We start from the raw sequence: 18,493 nt of genomic DNA, 5'->3' as shown, positions 1-18,493 counted from the left end.
GCAACGCGCGTGAGCCGCCTGCTACTCAATTGCGACATGGGTGAAAGTTTCGGCAGCTGGAGCATGGGGCTGGATGCCGAAGTGATGCCCTTTATCGATTGCGCCAACATCGCCTGCGGTTTTCATGCTGGCGACCCGGGCATCATGCGCGCCACCGTGGCGCTGGCCGTGGCCGGGGGCGTGCTGGTGGGGGCGCACCCGGCGTACCAGGACCTGGCCGGTTTCGGGCGCCGCTCGATGGCCTGCAGCAATGAAGAGATTCGCGACCTGCTGCATTACCAGATCGGCGCGCTGGACGGTATCTGCCGTACCCAGAAGACCCAGGTGGCCTACGTCAAACCCCACGGCGCGCTGTACAACGACATGATGGCCGAGCCGGGCAAGCTGCGTGCGGTGATCGAGGCGGTGGCCGCCTACGACCGCAGCCTGCCGCTGATGCTGATGGCCACGGCCGACAATCGCGCGGCCCAGGCACTGGGTGACGAATATGGCGTCACGTTGTGGTTCGAGGCCTTTGCCGACCGTGCCTACGACCCCGCCGGACGCCTGCTGTCGCGGCGCCTGCCCGGTGCCGTGCACCACGACCCGGCCCTGATCGTCGAGCAGGCCCTGCGCCTGGCACGGGGCGAACCGCTGGTTGCCAGTGATGGCAGCGCACTGCGCCTGCAGGCCCATACGCTGTGTGTGCATGGCGACAATGCCAGCTCGGTGGCTGCGGTGCGGCAGATTCGTCAGGCTCTCGATGCGCAGGCGGCGCCATGAAGTGGCGCGTCGAGGTGGTTGCTGTCGATTGCCTGATGGTGCGCCTGTTCGATGCGATCGACGAGTCCAACATGCCCTGGATGCTCGCTGCCACTCAGCGTCTGCGTGCAGCCTTTGCGGCGCAGCTGATCGATCTGGTGCCGTCGTACACCACCGTGATGGTGCATTTCGACCTGTCGCCCACCCAGGCCCGCGAGCGTATCGCGCAGGCGCTCGAAGGTCTTCGCCCCGACGAGGGCGGGGCAGGGCAGCGCCACGACATTCCGGTGTGGTACGACCCCAGCGTCGGGCCCGAGCTGGCCTTGCTGGCGCAGCGCAGCGGCGACTCCGTGGCGGGGGTGATCCGCCGCCACAGCGCGCGCGAGTACCAGGTGTTCGCCCTGGGCTTCGCCCCGGGTTTCGCGTTCATGGGGCTGGTCGAGGAGGCGCTGGCCGCGCCGCGCCTGGCCACCCCGCGCAAGCGCGTGGCAGCCGGCAGTGTGGGCATCGCCGAGCGCCAGACGGCGGCCTACCCGGCGGTGTCGCCCGGGGGCTGGAACCTGATCGGGCGTACCCCCAGCCGCCTGTTCGATCGCCAGCGTGAGGGCTACAGCCTGCTGCAGCCGGGCGACCGGGTGCGCTTCGTGGCGGTGGAGCGTGCCGAATTCCTTGCACTCGGCGGCGACGACACGCCCCTGCAGGTGTCGCCGTGAGCCGCTTGCTGATCGAGGCCAGCACGCCGCTGTGCCTGTTGCAGGATTCCGGGCGCTTTGGCGTGCGCCACCTGGGCGTGACCCAGGGCGGTGGTCTGGACTGGGTATCGATGCGCTGGGCCAACTGGCTGCTGGGCAATGCACCGCAGGCGGCGGTGGTGGAGATCACCCTGGGCGGGCTGACGCTGGTGGCCGAGCAGGCGTGCTGCCTGGCACTGGCCGGTGCTGACCTGGGCGCACGGCTCGACGACCAGCCGCTGGCGCCGTGGCGCAGTTTCGTGATGGACAAGGGGCAGCGCCTGCAGTTCACCCAGCCGCTGCAGGGTGTGCGGGCCTACCTGGCGGCGCCAGGGGGATTCGCTGCGCCGCAGGTGCTGGGCAGTTGCGCTACGGTGGTGCGCGAGGAGCTGGGCGGGCTGACGGGACTGGGCAGGGCATTGGCCCGAGGCGAGTGCCTGGGCTACGCCGGCAACGCGCCGGGTGTGCGTGAGGTGCCCGAAGGGCTTCGACCCGTGCCTGGTACCTGCACCGTGCTGGACCTGGTGATGGGGGCGCAGATCGGCGAGTTTGCCGGGCAGAGCCTGTTCGATGCCTTCAACCGCGACTGGACCCTGGACACCCGCGCCGACCGCATGGGCATGCGCCTGCTGGGCCCGGCGTTGCAGTATCAGGGGCAGCCGATGATCTCGGAGGGGATACCGCTGGGCGCGGTGCAGGTACCGCCGGATGGGCAGCCGATCGTGTTGCTCAATGATCGGCAGACGATTGGCGGCTATCCGCGATTGGGGGCGCTGACCCCGCTGGCGCTGGCCGGCCTGGCGCAGTTGCTGCCGGGGCGTGTGGTGCGGTTGCGGGCCGTGGTGCAGGAGATGGCATGGCGAGAGCAGCAGGTTTATCTGCAGAGGTTTGCCGACTGACAGGGCCTCTTCGCCGGCAAGGCCGGCGAAGGGTTCACCGCTACTTGGAGAGAAACCGCATCCCTTCCTCCAGCCCGCGCAAGGTCAGCGGGAACATCCGGTCCTCGACCAGCTCGCGCACGATGTTGGTCGAAGCGGTATAGCCCCAGGTGTCCTTGGGGTAGGGGTTTATCCAGATCAGCTTCTTGTACTTCTCCATGAAGCGGCGCATCCACACATACCCGGCTTCCTCGTTCCAGTGCTCCACGCTGCCACCGGGCTGGGTGATCTCGTAGGGCGCCATGGCCGCATCGCCCACGAACACCACCTTGTAGTCGGCGCCGTACTTGTGCAGCAGGTCCATGGTCGAGGTGCGCTCGGAGGTGCGGCGCAGGTTGTTCTTCCACACCGACTCGTACACGAAGTTGTGGAAGTAGTAGTACTCCAGGTGCTTGAACTCGGTCTTGCAGGCCGAAAACAGCTCTTCGCAGATCTTCACGTGGGCGTCCATCGAACCGCCGATGTCGAACAGCAGCAGCAACTTCACGCTGTTGCGCCGCTCCGGACGCATCTGGATGTTGAGCAGCCCGGCATCGCGCGCAGTGTGGTCGATGGTGCCGTCGATATCCAGCTCTTCGGCCGCGCCCTGACGGGCGAACTTGCGCAGCCGGCGCAAGGCCAGCTTGATGTTGCGCGTGCCCAGTTCCACCCCGTCGTCAAGGTTCTTGTACTCGCGCTGGTCCCATACCTTGACCGCCTTGCCCTGGCGCTTGCCGGCATCGCCCACGCGAATGCCCTCGGGGTTGAAGCCGCCCGAGCCGAACGGGCTGGTACCGCCGGTGCCGATCCATTTGTTGCCGCCGGCATGGCGTTCCTTCTGTTCTTCCAGGCGTTTCTTGAACGCTTCGATCAGCTTGTCCAGACCGCCCAGAGACTGGATCTGCGCACGCTCTTCATCCGTCAGGGAACGCTCGAATTCCTTGCGCAGCCAGTCTTCGGGGATCAGCGCCTCCAGGTGGTGGTCGAGGTTTTCAAGGCCCTTGAAGTAGGCCGAGAAGGCCCGGTCGAACTTGTCGAAGTGGCGCTCGTCCTTGACCAGGATGGCGCGCGCCAAATAGTAGAACTCGTCCATGTCGGCGAAGGTCACCCGCTGCTTCAAGGCATTGAGCAGGTCGAGCAACTCGCGTACCGACACCGGCACCTTGGCCGCGCGCATTTCATTGAACAGGTTCAGCAGCATGGCAATGACCCCGTTGGCTCAGCGGTTGCCGCGCCGGCTCATGAACGCCAGGCGCTCCAGCAACTGCACGTCCTGCTCGTTCTTGACCAGCGCACCGGCCAGCGGCGGGATGGCCTTGGTCGGGTCGCGCTCGCGCAGTACCGCTTCGCCGATGTTGTCGGCCATCAGCAGCTTGAGCCAGTCGACCAGCTCGGAGGTGGAGGGTTTTTTCTTCAGGCCCGGCACCTTGCGCACGTCGAAGAACACGTCCAGCGCCTCGCTGACCAGGTCCTGCTTGATGTTGGGGTAGTGCACGTCGACGATCTGCTGCAGCGTGGCGCGATCGGGGAAGGCGATGTAGTGGAAGAAGCAGCGGCGCAGGAAGGCGTCGGGCAGTTCCTTCTCGTTGTTGGAGGTAATGATGATGATCGGGCGCTGTTTGGCCTTGATGGTCTCGTCGATCTCGTAGACGTAGAACTCCATCTTGTCGAGTTCCTGCAGCAGGTCGTTGGGGAACTCGATGTCGGCCTTGTCGATTTCGTCGATCAGCAGGATGACCCGCTCCTCGGCTTCGAAGGCCTCCCACAACTTGCCCTTTTTCAGGTAGTTGCGCACGTCGTGCACCTTGTCCACGCCCAGCTGCGAGTCGCGCAGGCGGCTGACCGCATCGTACTCGTAGAGGCCCTGGTGGGCCTTGGTGGTGGACTTGATGTGCCAGGTGATCAGCTTGGCACCGAAGGCTTCGGCCAGTTGCTCGGCGAGCATGGTCTTGCCGGTGCCGGGTTCGCCCTTGACCAGCAGCGGGCGCTCCAGGGTGATCGCCGCATTGACGGCCAGTTTCAGGTCATCTGTGGCGACGTATGCGCTGGTGCCTTCGAACTTCATGTACCGATCCTCAAAAAATGGTCATGCGGTGACTATCATGCGACGACTATAACGCGGGGCTTGCGTGGCTGTGAACGCGGACGGGGTATTCAGTCTGTGGATGATTGGTCATGGAACCGGGGTGGCAGGCCTGGCCTCGTCGCTGGCTTGCCAGCGAAAGGGCCAGTACCGCGATGGATCAGTCAGCTTTCGGCGGCCCCTGTTCATACCGCGCATTGAATGCCTGCACGAAGCCGTTGCGCAGAATCTGCAAAAACGCCTCGAACGCGCTGATATCGCTGTGATGCACGCTGCCGCTGAGCTCCACGCGCGTGGCGAACTGGTTCTTGCGCTGGTTCTTGAGCACCGTTTCGGTACCGCCCACCAGGGCTTCCCAGATCGAGCGCAGAAACCCCTTGTCCTTGTTCTCCACGTCCTGCTGCCAGTTGAACACTTCGACATCGCGCAACAACGGCTTGATGTAGCCCTTGAGCTGGCCCTTGTTCGCCTCGGCCTCGATCACCACGTCGCCGTGCCCGGCATTGAAGTCGAACTTGCCGTAGGCGCTGGCAAAGTCGTTCATCTGGCGCAGCTGGATGCCGGTGGCGCGCAGGCGGAACTGGAAGTCCTCGAAGTTGCTCAGCGGGTCGAAGGTGGCCGTGCTTTCCACCCGCGCGTCGCCCGGCAGCCGGGCCTTGCCCTCGAAGCGGGCGTCGCGCTTGCCTTCGACGTCCACCACGTTGGTCAGGTTGTAGACGCTGGCGTTGAGCTGGGTCGCTTCAAGGCTGACCGGCGGTTTGGAATTGAAGTTGCGAAAGGTCAGGGTGCCGTCGTCTATGCGCAGCTCGTTGAGGGTGATCGGCAGCAGCTTGCTCAGCTGCGCGCGCCAGTCGGTGCCCTTACCGGTCTGCGACGCCTGGGTGTTGCCGCCATCGACGAAGTTCAGTTTCGGGCGCAGGAAGGTCACTTCGGCCACCACGGCATGGTCGTACCACAGTGAATGCCAGCTCACCGACAGGTCGATCAGCGGCGCCTCCAGAAACGGCACCGGCACCTTGCCCGTGGTCTTGACGATGGTCAGGCCGTTGATCTTGTAGGCACCCCGCCACAGGGCCAGGTCGACATCGGTGACCTGGCCGCGGTAGTCGCCCATGTCGGCGAGCTTTTCGTTCAAGTAGTTGCGTACTAGGATCGGCAGCGTCAGGTGCAGGGCCAGCAGCAACAGTGCAATGCCCAGCAGCCCCCACAGGGGCCAGCGGTAGCGGCGTTTCATCGGCGTGGGTTCCGTGATTGAGGATGATCGGTTGACCGCCGCATGGGCGCATCGGTTCGTTCGGGGTGGACGCACCGCAGGGGCAGGCATACCCTTGAAGTTTTCGCACGGTGCCAAAAGGACCCAAGCCATGAGCCGTATCTTCGCTGACAACGCGCACTCCATCGGCAACACGCCGCTGGTGCAGATCAACCGCATCGCCCCGCGGGGCGTGACCATCCTGGCCAAGATCGAGGGGCGCAACCCCGGCTATTCGGTCAAGTGCCGGATCGGCGCGAACATGATCTGGGACGCCGAAAGCAGCGGCCGGCTCAAGCCGGGCATGACCATCGTCGAGCCGACCTCGGGCAACACCGGTATCGGCCTGGCCTTCGTGGCCGCTGCGCGCGGCTACAAGCTGATGCTGACCATGCCGGCCTCGATGAGCATCGAGCGGCGCAAGGTACTCAAGGCGCTGGGTGCCGAGCTGGTGCTGACCGAGCCTGCCAAGGGCATGAAGGGCGCGATCGAGAAGGCCGCCGAAATCGTAGCCAGCGACCCGGCCACCTACTTCATGCCGGCGCAGTTCGACAACCCGGCCAACCCGGCCATTCACGAGAAGACCACCGGTCCGGAAATCTGGAACGACACCGACGGTGGGGTCGATGTGCTGGTTGCCGGCGTGGGCACCGGCGGCACCATCACCGGTGTGTCGCGCTACATCAAGAACACCCAGGGCAAGCCGATTCTGTCGGTGGCGGTCGAGCCGCTGGTGTCTCCGGTGATCACCCAGGCCCTGGCCGGCCAGGAAATCAAGCCCAACCCGCACAAGATCCAGGGCATCGGCGCAGGTTTCGTACCCAACAACCTGGACCTGTCGATGGTCGACCAGGTCGAGCTGGCCAGCGACGAGGAGTCCAAGGCCATGGCCCTGCGCCTGATGCAGGAGGAAGGCATCCTGTGCGGTATCTCCTGTGGCGCGGCGATGGCCGTGGCGGTACGCCTGGCCGAAAAGCCGGAAATGCAGGGCAAGACCATCGTGGTGATCCTGCCCGATTCGGGCGAGCGCTACCTGTCCAGCATGCTCTTCAGCGACCTGTTCACCGAGCAGGAAAACCAGCAGTAACCACCGCCAGGCTCCACCGAGGCTGATCCGCCTCAATGTTCGGCGCACTGCGTTGTTGCACAATTGCCAACACTGAATGTCCGGCCCCGGTTGTTTTTACCGGGGCCGGATCGGTTTATCATGTCCGATTATCCGGCAGCGATGGCCTGATCGAAATTCAAGGAGTGTTGCATGACCTTTTCCTTTGTCGCCAAGGCAGGTGTACTGCTGCTGTTCTTCGGCAGCACCCTGTACGTGCACCTGCGCGGCAAGGCGCGTTTGCCCGTGTTGCGCCAGTTCGTCAACCATTCGGCGCTGTTCGCCCCCTATAACGCCCTGATGTACCTGTTTTCGGGGGTGCCTTCCAAGCCCTACCTGGACCGTAGCCGCTTCCCCGAGCTGGACGTGCTCAAGGACAACTGGCAGGTGATCCGCGAGGAGGCCATGCACCTGTTCGACGAGGGCTACATCCGAGCCGCCGAAAAAGACAACGATGCCGGCTTCGGTTCGTTCTTCAAGAAGGGTTGGAAGCGCTTCTACCTGAAGTGGTACGACAAGGCGCTGCCATCGGCCGAGGCGCTGTGCCCCCGCACCGTCGAGCTGGTCAACAGCATCCCCAACGTCAAGGGCGCGATGTTCGCCCTGCTGCCGGGCGGCAGCCACCTGAACCCGCACCGCGACCCATTCGGCGGTTCGCTGCGCTATCACCTGGGGCTGTCCACGCCGAACTCGGACGACTGCCGCATCTATGTCGACGGCCAGGTGTACGCCTGGCGCGATGGCGAAGACGTGATGTTCGATGAAACCTACGTGCACTGGGTGAAGAACGAAACCGAGACCACCCGGGTGATCCTGTTCTGCGATATCGAGCGACCGCTGACCAGCCCGCTGATGACCCGCATCAACCGCAAGGTCAGTGCCTTCCTGGGCCGGGCCACCGCGCCGCAGAACACCGACGACGAGCGCGTGGGCGGCATCAACCAGGCGTATGCCTGGAGCAAACGCTTCAGTACCGTGATCAGCAGCCGGGTCAAGACCTTCAAGCGCGCCAACCCCAAGGCCTACCGCGTGCTGCGCCCGGTGCTGGCGGTGCTGGTTGCTTACCTGCTGTACCGCTGGCTGTTCTGACCACACTCGGTGCAAGGTTGGCCCCTGCCGGGGCGGGCCTTGCACCGTGTCGCGAGTGTGGCTATATTCACCCACAGTTCACCTCACCGAAGACCTGCACATGCCAGCTTCCTGCCCCACCACCGTATTCGCTACCGCGCCCGACGCGGTCGTGGTCGTGCGTGGGTCCCAGCAGCCGGTCATGATCAGCCACTACCCACCACCTGTCAGTAGCCCCGTGGCGTGCGTTGTCGCACCACCCGGCGTGGTTGTAGTGCTGGGCTGAGCGGCCACTGGCTGCGCCCCCACCACACCTGAACCCTACTGAATACGGCCGGCTGCACCGCGCAGCTCGACCGTTCGGCTTACTTGCCCGAATACAGGTGGCATTTCATGTCAGTTATCTCGAAACAATCCGTGGCCTCGGCGGCCACCACCAGCCTGTTCGTCCTGCTCTGGAGCAGCGGCGCCATCGTTTCCAAGCTCGGCCTGGCGCAGGCCTCGCCCTTTGCCTTTCTGCTGATCCGCTTTGCGATTGCCTTTGTCGGCCTGCTGCTGCTCGGCCCGTTGCTGCGCCTGCACTGGCCACGCGGTCGCGGCCCGTTGCTGCAAGCCATCGCCACCGGCTGCGTGCTGCTCGGCGCCTACCAGATCTTCTACCTGCTGGCGCTGGACCTGAAGGTGACGCCCGGCATCATGGCCACCGTGATGGGCGTGCAGCCTATCCTCACGGTGGTGCTGATGGAGCGCAAGCGTTCGTTCAGCCGGCTGTTCGGCCTGAGCCTGGGGCTGATCGGGCTGGTGATGGTGGTGTACCAGGGCATCGGCCTGGGCGGCATCTCGCTGGCGGGCATGCTGTTCGCGCTGCTGGCGCTGGCCAGCATGACGTTCGGCTCGATCATGCAGAAGCGCATCACCAGCAACCCGGTGGGCACGCTGCCCTTGCAGTACCTGGCGGGGCTGCTGATGTGCGCGCTGTTTGCACCGTTCCAGCCGCTGGCGGTCAACCCCAATGCCAGCTTTGTGTTCTCGGTGCTGTGGATGGGCCTGGTGGTGTCGTTGCTGGCGACCTTGCTGCTGTACCGGCTGATCGCCAAGGGCAATCTGGTCAACGTCACCAGCCTGTTCTACCTGGTGCCGGCGGTGACGGCGGTGATGGACTACCTGATCTTCGGCAATCGCCTGGCGGCCTTGAGCCTGCTGGGCATGGGCTTGATCGTGGTGGGCCTGCTGTTCGTGTTCCGCAAGCCCGCGACCAAGCCTGACACGGTGGATCAGTCGCTGACCAGCTGACGGGCCTGGCGGGCCGGCTTGAGCACCAGCCACAAGGCCACGGCAATCAGCAGCCCGCCATACAGGTGCGCCATCGACAGGGGCTCGTCCAGCAGCCACGCGCCCCACAGCACGCCGAAGGCCGGGATCATGAAGGTCACGGTGGTGGATTTTACCGGGCCGATTTCGCTGATCAGGCGAAAGTACAGGATGTAGGCGAAGGCGGTGCACAACAGGCCCAGCCCCAGCAGCGACAACCACACCTGCCAGCCGCCCCAGCTGGCAGGTGGCTGGGTGATCACGCTGAAGCCGAACAGCGGCAGCAACAGCAAGGTGGCGCCCATCATGCTGCCCAGCGCCGACAGGCGACTGTCCAGGCCGCCCTGCTGGTCGAGCCAGCGCCGCGCCAGATACCCCGAGAAGCCATAGCAGGTGGTGGCCGCCAGACACGAGAGGGCGCCCTGCATGAGCCTGGCGTCGAAGGCCACCGGCCCCGCACCACTGAGAATCCCGACCCCGAACAGGCCCAGGAAGATGCCGCCCAGCTTGGGCAGGGTCATGGCCTCGCGAAAGAACAGCGCGCCGATCAGCACGCCCATCAGCGGCGTGGTGGCGTTGAAGATCGCCGAGTAGCCGGCGGGCAGCACCTGTGCGGCCACCGAGTAGAGCGTTGCGGGTATTCCCGAGTTGATCATGCCCAGAAACAGGCAGGCCTTGAGTTTGCCCTGGAAGTCCCAGCGCACGCGCAGCAGGGCGAGAATCACCAGCAACCCGGCGCAGGCGATGGAGACGCGAAAGAAGGCGGTGGGCAGGGTGCCCAGCACCGGCGCAATGATGCGCATGAACAGAAAACTGGCCCCCCACACGGCAGCGAGAATCAACAGTCGGGTGATGGCGATGGGGCTCACGGGGGTTCTCCGGGTAACAGGGGCAGGGGCGGGAGTTTACGGTAAAAGCCAGGGTGGGCTCTCTCGCTTTCTTGCGGTGTCAATTCGGGCGCTTTCGCCAGCACCGCTGGCTCCTGCTGTGGGGGCGGCATCTGTAGGAGCCGGCCTTGCCGGCGAAGGGCGCGAAACGGTTCCTAAGTAGGCTATCGCAGCCTTGCGTGACTGGCTAAGCTCAGGTCTTTGAAATTCCCGCAGAGGTCTTACCCATGCCCCAACAATGGCCGGCCGCCGCCATCGCCCGGATGATTCTCGATGGCTTCGACAGCTACCGTGAGCACTTTCGCCAGATCACCGACGGGGCACGCCAACGCTTCGAGCTCGCGCAATGGCAGCAGATCCAGACGGCCTCGGCGGCACGTATCAATCTCTACGAGGAAAAGGTCTGCGAGGTCAGCGGCTGGCTGGCCGGCGCTTTCGAGCCCGAGGTTCTGCTGGATGCGACGTTCTGGCCGCTGGTCAAGAGCGCCTACATCAGCCTGATCGACCCGCGCCTGGACGATGAGCTTTCCGAAACCTGGTACAACTCGATCTTCTGCAGCCTGTTCAGCCATGACCTGATCAGCGACGGCTGCATGTTCATCCATACCACGCGCCCGGCACTGCGCGCCCATGAGCGCGCCGCGCAGACCCGCACCTACCGCCCCCAGGGCGGGCTGGGCGAGATGCTCGCGCAGGTCTTCGCCGACTACGCCTTCGCGGTGCCCTTCGCCGACCTGCCTGGCGACCTGGCGCGCCTGGAGGCGCAGTTGCGCGAGAACCTGCCCGATTGGGTGTGCAAGGACCCGCAACTGCAGGTGGAGCTGTTTTCCTCGGTGCTCTATCGCAACAAGGGGGCCTACCTGGTGGGCCGGCTGTTCACCCACGATGAACAGTGGCCGCTGGTGATTCCGCTGCTGCACCACGAAGGCCACGGCATCGAAATCGATGCGCTGATCACCGATGAAGCCGATGTGTCGATCATCTTCTCGTTCACTCGCTCGTACTTCATGGTCGATGTGCCGGTGCCGGCCGAGTTCGTGGGCTTTCTCAAGCGCATCCTGCCGGGCAAGCACATCGCCGAGCTGTACACCTCCATCGGTTTCTACAAGCACGGCAAGTCCGAGTTCTACCGGGCGCTGATCAACCACCTGGCCAGTACCGACGACCGCTTCATCATGGCCCCCGGCGTGCGCGGCATGGTCATGAGCGTGTTCACCCTGCCGGGCTTCAACACCGTGTTCAAGATCATCAAGGACCGCTTCTCGCCGTCCAAGAGTGTCGACCGCGCCACGGTCATCGAGAAGTACCGCCTGGTAAAGAGCGTCGACCGCGTGGGGCGCATGGCCGATACCCAGGAGTTCGCCGACTTTCGCTTCCCGCTGGGCAAGTTCGAGCCCGAGTGCCTGGCCGAGTTGCTGGAAGTGGCGCCGTCGACCGTGGTGGTGGAGGGCGACACGGTGCTTATCCGCCACTGCTGGACCGAGCGGCGCATGACCCCGCTGAACCTGTACCTGGAAAACGCCAACGAGGCCCAGGTGCGCGAGGCGCTGGAGGACTACGGGCTGGCGATCAAGCAATTGGCGGCGGCGAACATCTTCCCCGGCGACATGCTGCTGAAGAACTTTGGCGTTACCCGGCATGGGCGGGTGGTGTTCTATGACTATGACGAGATCTGCTTTCTGACCGAAGCCAACTTCCGCTATATCCCGCCGCCGCGTTTCCCCGAGGACGAGATGGCCAGTGAGCCGTGGTACTCGATCGGGCCGCTGGACGTGTTCCCCGAGGAGTTCCCGCCGTTCCTGTTTGCCGATATCGGCCAGCGGCGCCTGTTCAGCCAGCTGCATGGCGAGTTGTATGACGCCGATTACTGGAAGGGGCTGCAGGCGGCGATACGGGAGGGGAAGGTGATCGATGTGTTCCCGTACCGGCGCAAGTGCCGGGAGAACTGAGCAGCTTCGCCGGCCTTGCCGGCGAATCGGTTCAGGATTGCAGGCACTTGAGCTTGCTGAAGTCCTGCTGCACCTTGGCCAGCCTGCCCTGCAGGTGCTGACGTTGCTGCTCGCTGCTCTGCGCCATCAGGTCCACCAGCAGGCTGCGCGCCTCCTGTTCGGTACGCTGGTAGGCCATGCGGTACTCCGGCGTCCACAGGCTTTCGCGCTGCTTGAGCAGTTGTTCCAGCCTTGGTTCGAATGCCTCGCTGCGCCGTTGCTCCATCGCCGCAGTGAACTGCGCCTGCCAGTGTGCGCGGTTGGCGATCCACTGACGGTTCTGTTCGCCCAACGCCTGTGACCACTGCGCCACGCGCAGGCGCTGCTGCGGGTTCAGTTCGCCCAGCCATGGCGTCAGGCGTTTTTCCATGCGTTGCTGGCGCTGCTCGATCTGCCTGGCCAGCGGCGTCTTCACGTACTTGGCCTCGCGCTCGCGAATGTCTTCGGCAAACGCCTCGCGCATGTCGCTGACCTGTTGGTCGTCCATGCCGCGCAGCAGCTGCGTGGCCGACGGCATGATCTGGTCGGCCACCTCGGCGATGGCCTGCTTGGCCTGCTCGGTGCGCAGCCTTAGCTGCGCGTCGGTGACCTCGTTGTGCGCGACCATCTGTCGAATATCGCCCAGCCATGTCAGATAGCCCGGCAGCTGTGTACGACAATGCCATGCCAGGTGCGCCTTGAGTCGTTCGTCCAGCCAGCCTTTCTGCTGGCGATTCATGCTCAGGTAGTCGCTCAGCGACCAGGGCACCAGTACATCGAGGTTGCGGTAGGCGAGGTCCATGCGGTTGCAGCCGACCAGCAGCAGCGTCGACAGCACCAGCAGCGAAAGGCAGCGAAACAACGTGGACAGGCAGGCATCCATGGGTGCATATCCTTGCAGGGGCGTGCTTGTGTTTATAGAACAACGGCGCGCCTGGCGGTTCCCGTAGCGTGTAGAATGCCAGCCTCGCAACGAGGATTTCAGCAAATGGCTTTAGTTGGGCGTTACAACACTTTGCAAGTGGTCAAGCACACGGATTTCGGTCTGTACCTGGACGGCGGGGCGGACGGCGAGATCCTGCTGCCCAACCGTTACATCCCCAAGGACACGCCCACCGAGGTCGAGGACTGGCTCAACGTCTTCGTCTACCTCGACAGCGAAGACAAGCTGATCGCCACCACCGAGAAGACCAAACTGCAGGTGGGCGAGTTCGCCAGCCTCAAGGTGGTGGAAATCAACAGCATCGGCATCTTCCTCGACTGGGGCCTGCCCAAGGACCTGTTGATGCCGTACTCCGAAGAAAAACGCCAGATGAAGGCGGGCGAGTACTGCGTGGTGCATGCCTACCTCGACAAGCGCACCCGGCGCATCACCGCCACCGCGCGCCTGGACCGCTACCTCGACAAGCTGCCGGCCAACTACAGCGTGGGCCAGGAAGTCGACCTGCTGGTGGTCGAGGAAACCCCGATGGGGTTCAAGGCCATCATCAACAACAAGCACTGGGGCCTGATCCACAAGAACGAAGTGTTCAAGTTCTTGCGTTCGGGCAAGCAGGAGAAGGGCTACATCAAGGAGCTGCGCAGCGACGGCAAGATCGCCCTGAGCCTGCAGCCGGTCGGCCAGGCCCTGGCCAGCACGCTGAACGACAAGATCCTCGACAAGCTCAAGGCCGCCAACGGCGTGCTGCCGGTCAGCGACAAGAGCGACCCGCAGGTGATCAGCGACCTGTTCGGGGTGAGCAAGGGCAATTTCAAGAAAGCGATCGGCGCCCTGTACAAGGACGGGCGCATCGTGATTCACGCCGACCGCATCGAACTGGTCTGATCAGACCTGCACGAAGGCGGCAAAACTCAGGTTTTCGCCGCCTGGACGCAAGTCCTGCAGCAGCGAGTCGCGGTCGGCGCTCAGCGCCAGGCTGATGGTCGAGCGACGCTTGCCCGGCTTGCGTACTTCCATCTTCTCCAGGTGCGCACGCAGGAAGTTGACCGGCACCTTGAGGTGCTGCAACTGGTCGGTCTCCGGGGTGTAGAGCAGCAGGTTGACCCAGTCGGCCACGCTCTTGGGCAGCACCAGCTTCACCGGCACATCGAACCACCACAGGCTGCGCTTGGTATCGAGCACGGCAAACAGGGTGTTGTCGCTGTTGAGCACAGGGCGTTCCAGCGCCTGGTTGCGACGGGCGATGGCGGTGGGTTTGTCGAGTTTCATGCAGGTTCCTACGGGTGACGCTTGAAAGGTCGGCCATTGTGCTGGGATTGCGCTGAAAACTAAAGCGGGGCCTGCTGACAGGGCCGACCATTTGCAGACAATCCCTGCCGACGAATGGCCGCCCCGCGGTCCTCAGCGCGCCAGCGCCTTGCTCAACTCCGAGGTGGCCCCGTCGGACCGGGTGACCGTCGCGGTGAACGCCTGCAGCCCATCTGCTTGCGGCAATACATACTCGAACTGCGCCTGACCCCTGGCATCCGTCGCCACCATCACTTCGCCCAGATACTGCTCCGCTTCACTGGCCTTTGAGTCAGCATTGCCGAACACCTCCACCCGCAACAGGCTGTCGGGCTCGCCACTCACCTGGCCCAGCAAGCGGTCACCTTTGACTGCCTTGAGCAGCGGGGCCGCCTGATCGTGATTGGGTACCGGCTGGCAACCCTGCGGTGCGGCCTTGTCGGTGCAGATGATCGCCCGGTTGGTGCCCGACGGGTCGACACCGATGCCACGCGAGCCCACATAGATCGCATGCTCCAGCGCCGGCACCGAAAACACGATGGCACCGGTGCGCTGATCGGGCACGCACGAACCGCCCGCTTCGCAGCGCCGGATATCCTGGCTGTTGCTCCAGATGCGGTTGGCGGTCAGGCGGTTGCTGGTGGAGGTCGGCTCCGGGCGCAGCGCCACGCCGATGCGGTTGCCGTGGATCAGGTTGCCATCGAGGATGTTGCCCGCACCGCTGACGCTCACGCCAATGGAGTTGCCGGTAAAGGTGTTGGCCCCCAGGTAATTGCGCTGGCCCCAGTTGATCTGCAGACCGTCGGAATAGTCCTCGAAGCGGTTGCGCACCACCGTGTTGTCATTGCCCCACAGGATCTCGATGCCCTGGGAGGGCTCCGCGTTGGCCGGGGTGGAGCGAAACAGGTTGTCGGCCACCAGGTTGAACGCCGCGCCGCGGGTCAGCTCCAGGCCGTCGCCGTTGTCCACCAGCTGGTTGCGCAGCACCTTGTTGTTCACCGTGGTGGTGGCGGTCGAATTGCCCTGGCCGTCGTCGCCGGTCAGCATGATGCCGGCGCCACCCTTGTTGGCGGTGATGCGGTTGTCCTGGATGACGTTGTGGCTGGCGCGGTTGACCAGGATGCCGATGCAGAAATTACGCACATCCAGGCCCGAAATCTCCACGCCCTGGGTATCGCGTATCACCAGCCCCGGGCCGGTGGTGGTGCGCACATTGGTGCCGAACTGTCCGGGCACGGCGCCAGGGCATGCGCGCGTGCCGTTGCCGACGATATAGGCCGAACCGTCGATGGCGATGTACTCGCCGCTGCGCTTCCAGGCCGCACCTTCGAGGCTGACCGGGCCGAGAATCGGCGGCAGGGCCGAAGCGGGCTTGATCACGTAGGGCGGCTGGCCGACCGGGCGGATCTCGATCCGGTAGGTGCCGGGCGCCTGGTTGTTGCGCTCGATGGCCCAGCGCAGGCTGCCGGGCTGCTCGTCGTCGGCATAGCGATCGACCACCAGGGTGGTCAGGGCGGCGGGCTGTACGGCAGGTGCTGCGTGCAGGGCATGGGCAGGTACGGCCAGCAGCAGGGCTGCCAGCAAGGGGGAGATACGCATGGGTAGTGATCACTGTGTCTGTTGTTTTTATCGCGCCCGGGCTGCAGGGCGCTGGTGCCCGATTCTAGGCAAAGCCGACAGCCCCTGGCGCAGGCCAGGCACGATTGGGTGCGATATTCGCCCGCTGTTTATCCATTGTGGGAATCCACACCGCACAAAAATATTTGAAACTCTCGCAGAAGCGGGCGGGTCCATTGACTGTCGACACTGACAGCTATCTGTTCCCCTTCAGGAGAAATGCCATGAGCAGCACTTCGGACAAAGCAAAAGGCTTGGCCAACGAAGCGGTAGGCAACATCAAGCAAGGCGTGGGCAAGGTGACCGATAACGATAAACTGCGCGCCGAGGGCAAGGCCCAGGAAGTCAAGGGCGAAACCCAGCAGGCAGTGGGCAAGGCCAAGGATGCGGTCAAGGATGCTGTGAAAAAGCCCTGACCGGCTGCGCGTGTAGCCGATAACGGCCATCTTCGGGTGGCCGTTCTGCTGTCTGTGGCAATCAATCGTAACCTCACAGACGTGGTCTACTAGACTAACGTCAGGTAAAACACCCCCCAACGCTTGGATTACTGCCTATGACAGTGGAGCGGCGAAAGGAGACGCTATGATTTTCCCCAACTTGCACGGCCTGCCGTTGCATCGTGTTCTGGTGCGCACGGTAAGCGAGTTTCTCGATGACGAGATGTCCACCTATGCGTCGGCCCTGGCCTACCAGATGCTGTTTTCGCTGTTCCCCTTCCTGCTGTTCCTGATCGCCCTGATCGGGTTTCTGCATTTGCCCGACTTCTTCACCTGGCTGCGCCTGCAGTCGGAACTGGTGTTGCCGCCCCAGGCGCTGGAGCAGGTCAACCCGGTGATCGACCAGTTGCAGCAATCCAAGGGCGGGCTGCTCTCGGTAGGTATCGTGATCGCCCTGTGGACCGCGTCGGCGGGCGTGCGCCTGATGATGAGCGCGATGAACGCCGCGTATGACGTGGTGGAAGGGCGCCCGGTGTGGAAGCGCATCCCGCTGTCGGTGCTGTATACCGTCGGAATCGCCGGCATGCTGCTGGCCGCCGCCGCCTTGATGGTGCTCGGCCCGCAGGTGATGGAGTGGATCGCCTCGCAGGTAGGCATGCAGGAGTTCATCGTCACGCTGTGGACCATCCTGCGCTGGCCGGCCATCATCATCCTGATGATGGTGGCGGTGGCATTGATCTATTACGTGATGCCCGATGTGGAGCAGGAGTTTCGCTTCATCACCCCCGGCTCGGTACTGGCGGTGGTGGTGTGGATCATCGCGTCGCTGGGGTTTGGCTACTACGTCAAGACGTTTGCCGACTACAACGCGATGTACGGCAGCATCGGTGCGATCATCGTGCTGTTGCTGTACTTCTATATTTCTGCCGCAGTATTGCTGCTGGGGGCGGAGATGAATGCGGTGATCGAGCACATGTCGGCCGAAGGCAAGGACCCTGGCGAGAAGGAAATGCCCGACGACGATGCGCCGGAACATGATAAAAAGCATGTTTCCGGGCTGGGGCGCGATCACTCCATCCCGTCCGATTCCGCGCCTGAACCCGTGAGCCGAGCCCCGCATGATTCGTGAAATCCTGAAGATGGGCGACGAGCGCCTGTTGCGCGTTGCACCGCCCGTACCGGCCCGCCTGTTCGGCACTGCCGAGCTGGAGCAGCTGATTGCCGACATGTTCGACACCATGCAGCACGTGGGCGGCGTGGGGCTGGCGGCGCCGCAGATCGGGGTCGACCTGCAACTGGTGATCTTCGGCTTCGAGCGTAGCGAGCGCTACCCGGATGCCGAGCCCGTGCCGCAGACCATTCTGCTCAACCCGGTGATCACCCCGGTGGGCACCGAGGTCGAGGATGGCTGGGAGGGCTGCCTGTCGGTGCCCGGCCTGCGCGGCGTGGTCAGCCGCTACCGGCACATTCGCTACAGCGGGGTCGACCCGCAGGGCCAGCCCATCGAGCGCTCGGCAGAGGGTTTTCATGCGCGGGTGGTGCAGCACGAATGCGATCACCTGATCGGTCGCCTGTACCCCTCGCGCATTCATGACTTCAGCAAGTTCGGTTATACCGAGGTGCTGTTCCCGGGGCTGGACCCGGCCAGCGACGACTGATCCCGCGCCAACGCGATCAACGATTTGCTGCGCTGATAGCGCGCCAGGCGCTCATTGAGCTGCAGCGGCAGTGCGCCGGCAGGGCTGAACCCCAGTGGCTGGTAGAAGGCCAGCAGGTCCGGGTGGCAGAACAGCCACACCGTGCCCGGCTTGCCGGCGCAGGCATGCTCGATCAGTTGTCGTGCAATGCGCCGGCCGCGCCAGGCGGGTGCCACCAGCAAGCCGGTCAGCCAGAACCCCTCGGTTACCGCGCTCATGTTCACTGCGGCGACAAGCTCACCCGCACGCGCCACCCAGGCCTCGCCCTTGGCACTGGCACGCATGGCCGTACCTTCGGCGCGATAGAATTTGTTCAGCAAAGGGCGCTCGGCAGCGCTTAGCAGGCTGTAGCGTATTTCACTCACGGCGGTTTCCAGCAAGGGCTCTGGCACGGGCTTTTACACGGGCTTGGGTAGGCTGTCGAGGGCTTGTCGTGCTGTTATTGTTACCGAG

General features: G+C 64.1%; 19 protein-coding genes. 11 read left to right on the top strand and 8 right to left on the bottom strand.

Translation table 11 applies throughout. The features are described 5' to 3' along the window. Positions 1-9: 9 nt before the first annotated feature. Genes QMX96_RS00330 through QMX96_RS00320 form a run of 3 tightly spaced genes read left to right on the top strand, consistent with a single transcriptional unit; the run spans position 10 to position 2,371 of the window. A complete protein-coding gene (locus QMX96_RS00330; protein WP_058541522.1) occupies positions 10-762 on the top strand; it encodes a 5-oxoprolinase subunit PxpA in 753 nt (250 codons plus the stop codon). Beyond that, a complete protein-coding gene (gene pxpB, locus QMX96_RS00325) occupies positions 759-1,454 on the top strand; it encodes a 5-oxoprolinase subunit PxpB (protein ID WP_210014570.1) in 696 nt (231 codons plus the stop codon). Before QMX96_RS00330 ends, pxpB begins: the two co-directional genes overlap by 4 nt. Continuing rightward, a complete protein-coding gene (locus tag QMX96_RS00320; protein WP_196932133.1) occupies positions 1,451-2,371 on the top strand; it encodes a biotin-dependent carboxyltransferase family protein in 921 nt (306 codons plus the stop codon). Before pxpB ends, QMX96_RS00320 begins: the two co-directional genes overlap by 4 nt. Positions 2,372-2,411: 40 nt before the next feature. Here the strand turns inward: QMX96_RS00320 and QMX96_RS00315 are convergent, their stop codons facing one another. From QMX96_RS00315 to QMX96_RS00305, 3 genes are all read right to left on the bottom strand, one after another. Further along, the gene (locus QMX96_RS00315) at positions 2,412-3,590 is read right to left on the bottom strand and encodes a VWA domain-containing protein (RefSeq protein WP_253087235.1); all 1,179 of its coding nucleotides are present in this window, start codon (positions 3,588-3,590) and stop codon (positions 2,412-2,414) included. Between the two features lie 18 nt (positions 3,591-3,608). Next, on the bottom strand, positions 3,609-4,454 hold the full coding sequence (locus tag QMX96_RS00310; RefSeq protein WP_043864188.1) for a MoxR family ATPase: 846 nt from the start codon (positions 4,452-4,454) through the stop codon (positions 3,609-3,611). A 178-nt stretch (positions 4,455-4,632) separates the two neighbouring features. Further along, positions 4,633-5,706 (bottom strand): DUF748 domain-containing protein, encoded by a 1,074-nt coding sequence (locus tag QMX96_RS00305; RefSeq protein WP_282360395.1) that lies wholly within the window; start codon positions 5,704-5,706, stop codon positions 4,633-4,635. 130 nt (positions 5,707-5,836) lie between these two features. Between QMX96_RS00305 and cysK the strand changes: the two genes are divergently transcribed. The 3 genes from cysK (at position 5,837) to QMX96_RS00290 (ending at position 9,190) form a co-directional block, all read left to right on the top strand. Beyond that, complete coding sequence (gene cysK / locus QMX96_RS00300) at positions 5,837-6,811, top strand: cysteine synthase A (RefSeq protein WP_043864186.1); 975 nt, start codon at positions 5,837-5,839, stop codon at positions 6,809-6,811. A gap of 171 nt (positions 6,812-6,982) precedes the next feature. Next, complete coding sequence (locus QMX96_RS00295; protein ID WP_043864185.1) at positions 6,983-7,918, top strand: aspartyl/asparaginyl beta-hydroxylase domain-containing protein; 936 nt, start codon at positions 6,983-6,985, stop codon at positions 7,916-7,918. Positions 7,919-8,290: 372 nt separating this feature from the next. After that, positions 8,291-9,190 carry a DMT family transporter gene (locus QMX96_RS00290; protein ID WP_043864184.1) on the top strand — a complete coding sequence of 300 codons (900 nt, stop codon included), beginning with the start codon at positions 8,291-8,293 and terminating at the stop codon, positions 9,188-9,190. On the opposite strand, the gene QMX96_RS00285 is transcribed toward QMX96_RS00290, so the two are convergent. Next, positions 9,172-10,077 carry a DMT family transporter gene (locus tag QMX96_RS00285; protein WP_043864183.1) on the bottom strand — a complete coding sequence of 302 codons (906 nt, stop codon included), beginning with the start codon at positions 10,075-10,077 and terminating at the stop codon, positions 9,172-9,174. The genes QMX96_RS00290 and QMX96_RS00285 overlap by 19 nt on opposite strands. A 245-nt stretch (positions 10,078-10,322) precedes the next feature. Between QMX96_RS00285 and aceK the strand changes: the two genes are divergently transcribed. After that, positions 10,323-12,044 carry a bifunctional isocitrate dehydrogenase kinase/phosphatase gene (aceK, locus tag QMX96_RS00280; protein ID WP_282360390.1) on the top strand — a complete coding sequence of 574 codons (1,722 nt, stop codon included), beginning with the start codon at positions 10,323-10,325 and terminating at the stop codon, positions 12,042-12,044. 31 nt (positions 12,045-12,075) lie between these two features. On the opposite strand, the gene QMX96_RS00275 is transcribed toward aceK, so the two are convergent. Further along, entirely contained in the window at positions 12,076-12,864 is a 789-nt protein-coding gene (locus tag QMX96_RS00275) for a DUF6279 family lipoprotein (RefSeq protein WP_282360721.1), read from the bottom strand. Positions 12,865-13,050: 186 nt separating this feature from the next. Between QMX96_RS00275 and QMX96_RS00270 the strand changes: the two genes are divergently transcribed. Further along, on the top strand, positions 13,051-13,887 hold the full coding sequence (locus QMX96_RS00270; protein ID WP_043864180.1) for a S1-like domain-containing RNA-binding protein: 837 nt from the start codon (positions 13,051-13,053) through the stop codon (positions 13,885-13,887). Here QMX96_RS00270 and QMX96_RS00265 read toward each other — a convergent pair whose 3' ends face one another. Then, positions 13,888-14,271, bottom strand: coding sequence for a hypothetical protein (locus tag QMX96_RS00265; RefSeq protein WP_043864179.1), 384 nt, complete (start codon positions 14,269-14,271; stop codon positions 13,888-13,890). Positions 14,272-14,403: 132 nt separating this feature from the next. Next, on the bottom strand, positions 14,404-15,888 hold the full coding sequence (locus QMX96_RS00260; protein WP_282360387.1) for a right-handed parallel beta-helix repeat-containing protein: 1,485 nt from the start codon (positions 15,886-15,888) through the stop codon (positions 14,404-14,406). A gap of 242 nt (positions 15,889-16,130) precedes the next feature. On the opposite strand from QMX96_RS00260, the gene QMX96_RS00255 reads away from it, so the two are divergent. From QMX96_RS00255 to def, 3 genes are all read left to right on the top strand, one after another. Next, positions 16,131-16,322 carry a CsbD family protein gene (locus tag QMX96_RS00255; RefSeq protein WP_043864177.1) on the top strand — a complete coding sequence of 64 codons (192 nt, stop codon included), beginning with the start codon at positions 16,131-16,133 and terminating at the stop codon, positions 16,320-16,322. 166 nt (positions 16,323-16,488) lie between these two features. Beyond that, positions 16,489-17,472, top strand: a complete 984-nt coding sequence (locus tag QMX96_RS00250) for a YihY/virulence factor BrkB family protein (RefSeq protein WP_043864176.1) — start codon at positions 16,489-16,491, stop codon at positions 17,470-17,472. Then, a complete protein-coding gene (def, locus tag QMX96_RS00245; protein WP_123753001.1) occupies positions 17,462-18,001 on the top strand; it encodes a peptide deformylase in 540 nt (179 codons plus the stop codon). Before QMX96_RS00250 ends, def begins: the two co-directional genes overlap by 11 nt. Here the strand turns inward: def and QMX96_RS00240 are convergent. Beyond that, the gene (locus QMX96_RS00240; RefSeq protein WP_054914953.1) at positions 17,953-18,405 is read right to left on the bottom strand and encodes a GNAT family N-acetyltransferase; all 453 of its coding nucleotides are present in this window, start codon (positions 18,403-18,405) and stop codon (positions 17,953-17,955) included. The genes def and QMX96_RS00240 overlap by 49 nt on opposite strands. Positions 18,406-18,493 lie beyond the last annotated feature (88 nt).

It is taken from the genome of Pseudomonas sp. PS01300 (assembly GCF_029960155.1).
Taxonomy (GTDB): Bacteria; Pseudomonadota; Gammaproteobacteria; order Pseudomonadales; family Pseudomonadaceae; genus Aquipseudomonas; species Aquipseudomonas palmensis.
Note: the sequence above shows the minus strand (reverse complement) of the source record. Positions and strands in the feature narration are given on the sequence as shown.

Bases quoted from the DNA above. Each gene is read 5' to 3' on its own strand.
- pxpB (WP_210014570.1), top strand. From the start codon at position 759: ATGAAGTGGCGCGTCGAGGTGGTTGCTGTCGATTGCCTGATGGTGCGC.
- QMX96_RS00315 (WP_253087235.1), bottom strand. From the start codon at position 3,590: ATGCTGCTGAACCTGTTCAATGAAATGCGCGCGGCCAAGGTGCCGGTG.
- QMX96_RS00310 (WP_043864188.1), bottom strand. From the start codon at position 4,454: ATGAAGTTCGAAGGCACCAGCGCATACGTCGCCACAGATGACCTGAAA.
- QMX96_RS00305 (WP_282360395.1), bottom strand. From the start codon at position 5,706: ATGAAACGCCGCTACCGCTGGCCCCTGTGGGGGCTGCTGGGCATTGCA.
- cysK (WP_043864186.1), top strand. From the start codon at position 5,837: ATGAGCCGTATCTTCGCTGACAACGCGCACTCCATCGGCAACACGCCG.
- QMX96_RS00295 (WP_043864185.1), top strand. From the start codon at position 6,983: ATGACCTTTTCCTTTGTCGCCAAGGCAGGTGTACTGCTGCTGTTCTTC.
- QMX96_RS00290 (WP_043864184.1), top strand. From the start codon at position 8,291: ATGTCAGTTATCTCGAAACAATCCGTGGCCTCGGCGGCCACCACCAGC.
- aceK (WP_282360390.1), top strand. From the start codon at position 10,323: ATGCCCCAACAATGGCCGGCCGCCGCCATCGCCCGGATGATTCTCGAT.
- QMX96_RS00275 (WP_282360721.1), bottom strand. From the start codon at position 12,864: ATGGACCTCGCCTACCGCAACCTCGATGTACTGGTGCCCTGGTCGCTG.
- QMX96_RS00270 (WP_043864180.1), top strand. From the start codon at position 13,051: ATGGCTTTAGTTGGGCGTTACAACACTTTGCAAGTGGTCAAGCACACG.
- QMX96_RS00265 (WP_043864179.1), bottom strand. From the start codon at position 14,271: ATGAAACTCGACAAACCCACCGCCATCGCCCGTCGCAACCAGGCGCTG.
- QMX96_RS00260 (WP_282360387.1), bottom strand. From the start codon at position 15,888: ATGCGTATCTCCCCCTTGCTGGCAGCCCTGCTGCTGGCCGTACCTGCC.
- QMX96_RS00255 (WP_043864177.1), top strand. From the start codon at position 16,131: ATGAGCAGCACTTCGGACAAAGCAAAAGGCTTGGCCAACGAAGCGGTA.
- QMX96_RS00250 (WP_043864176.1), top strand. From the start codon at position 16,489: ATGATTTTCCCCAACTTGCACGGCCTGCCGTTGCATCGTGTTCTGGTG.
- def (WP_123753001.1), top strand. From the start codon at position 17,462: ATGATTCGTGAAATCCTGAAGATGGGCGACGAGCGCCTGTTGCGCGTT.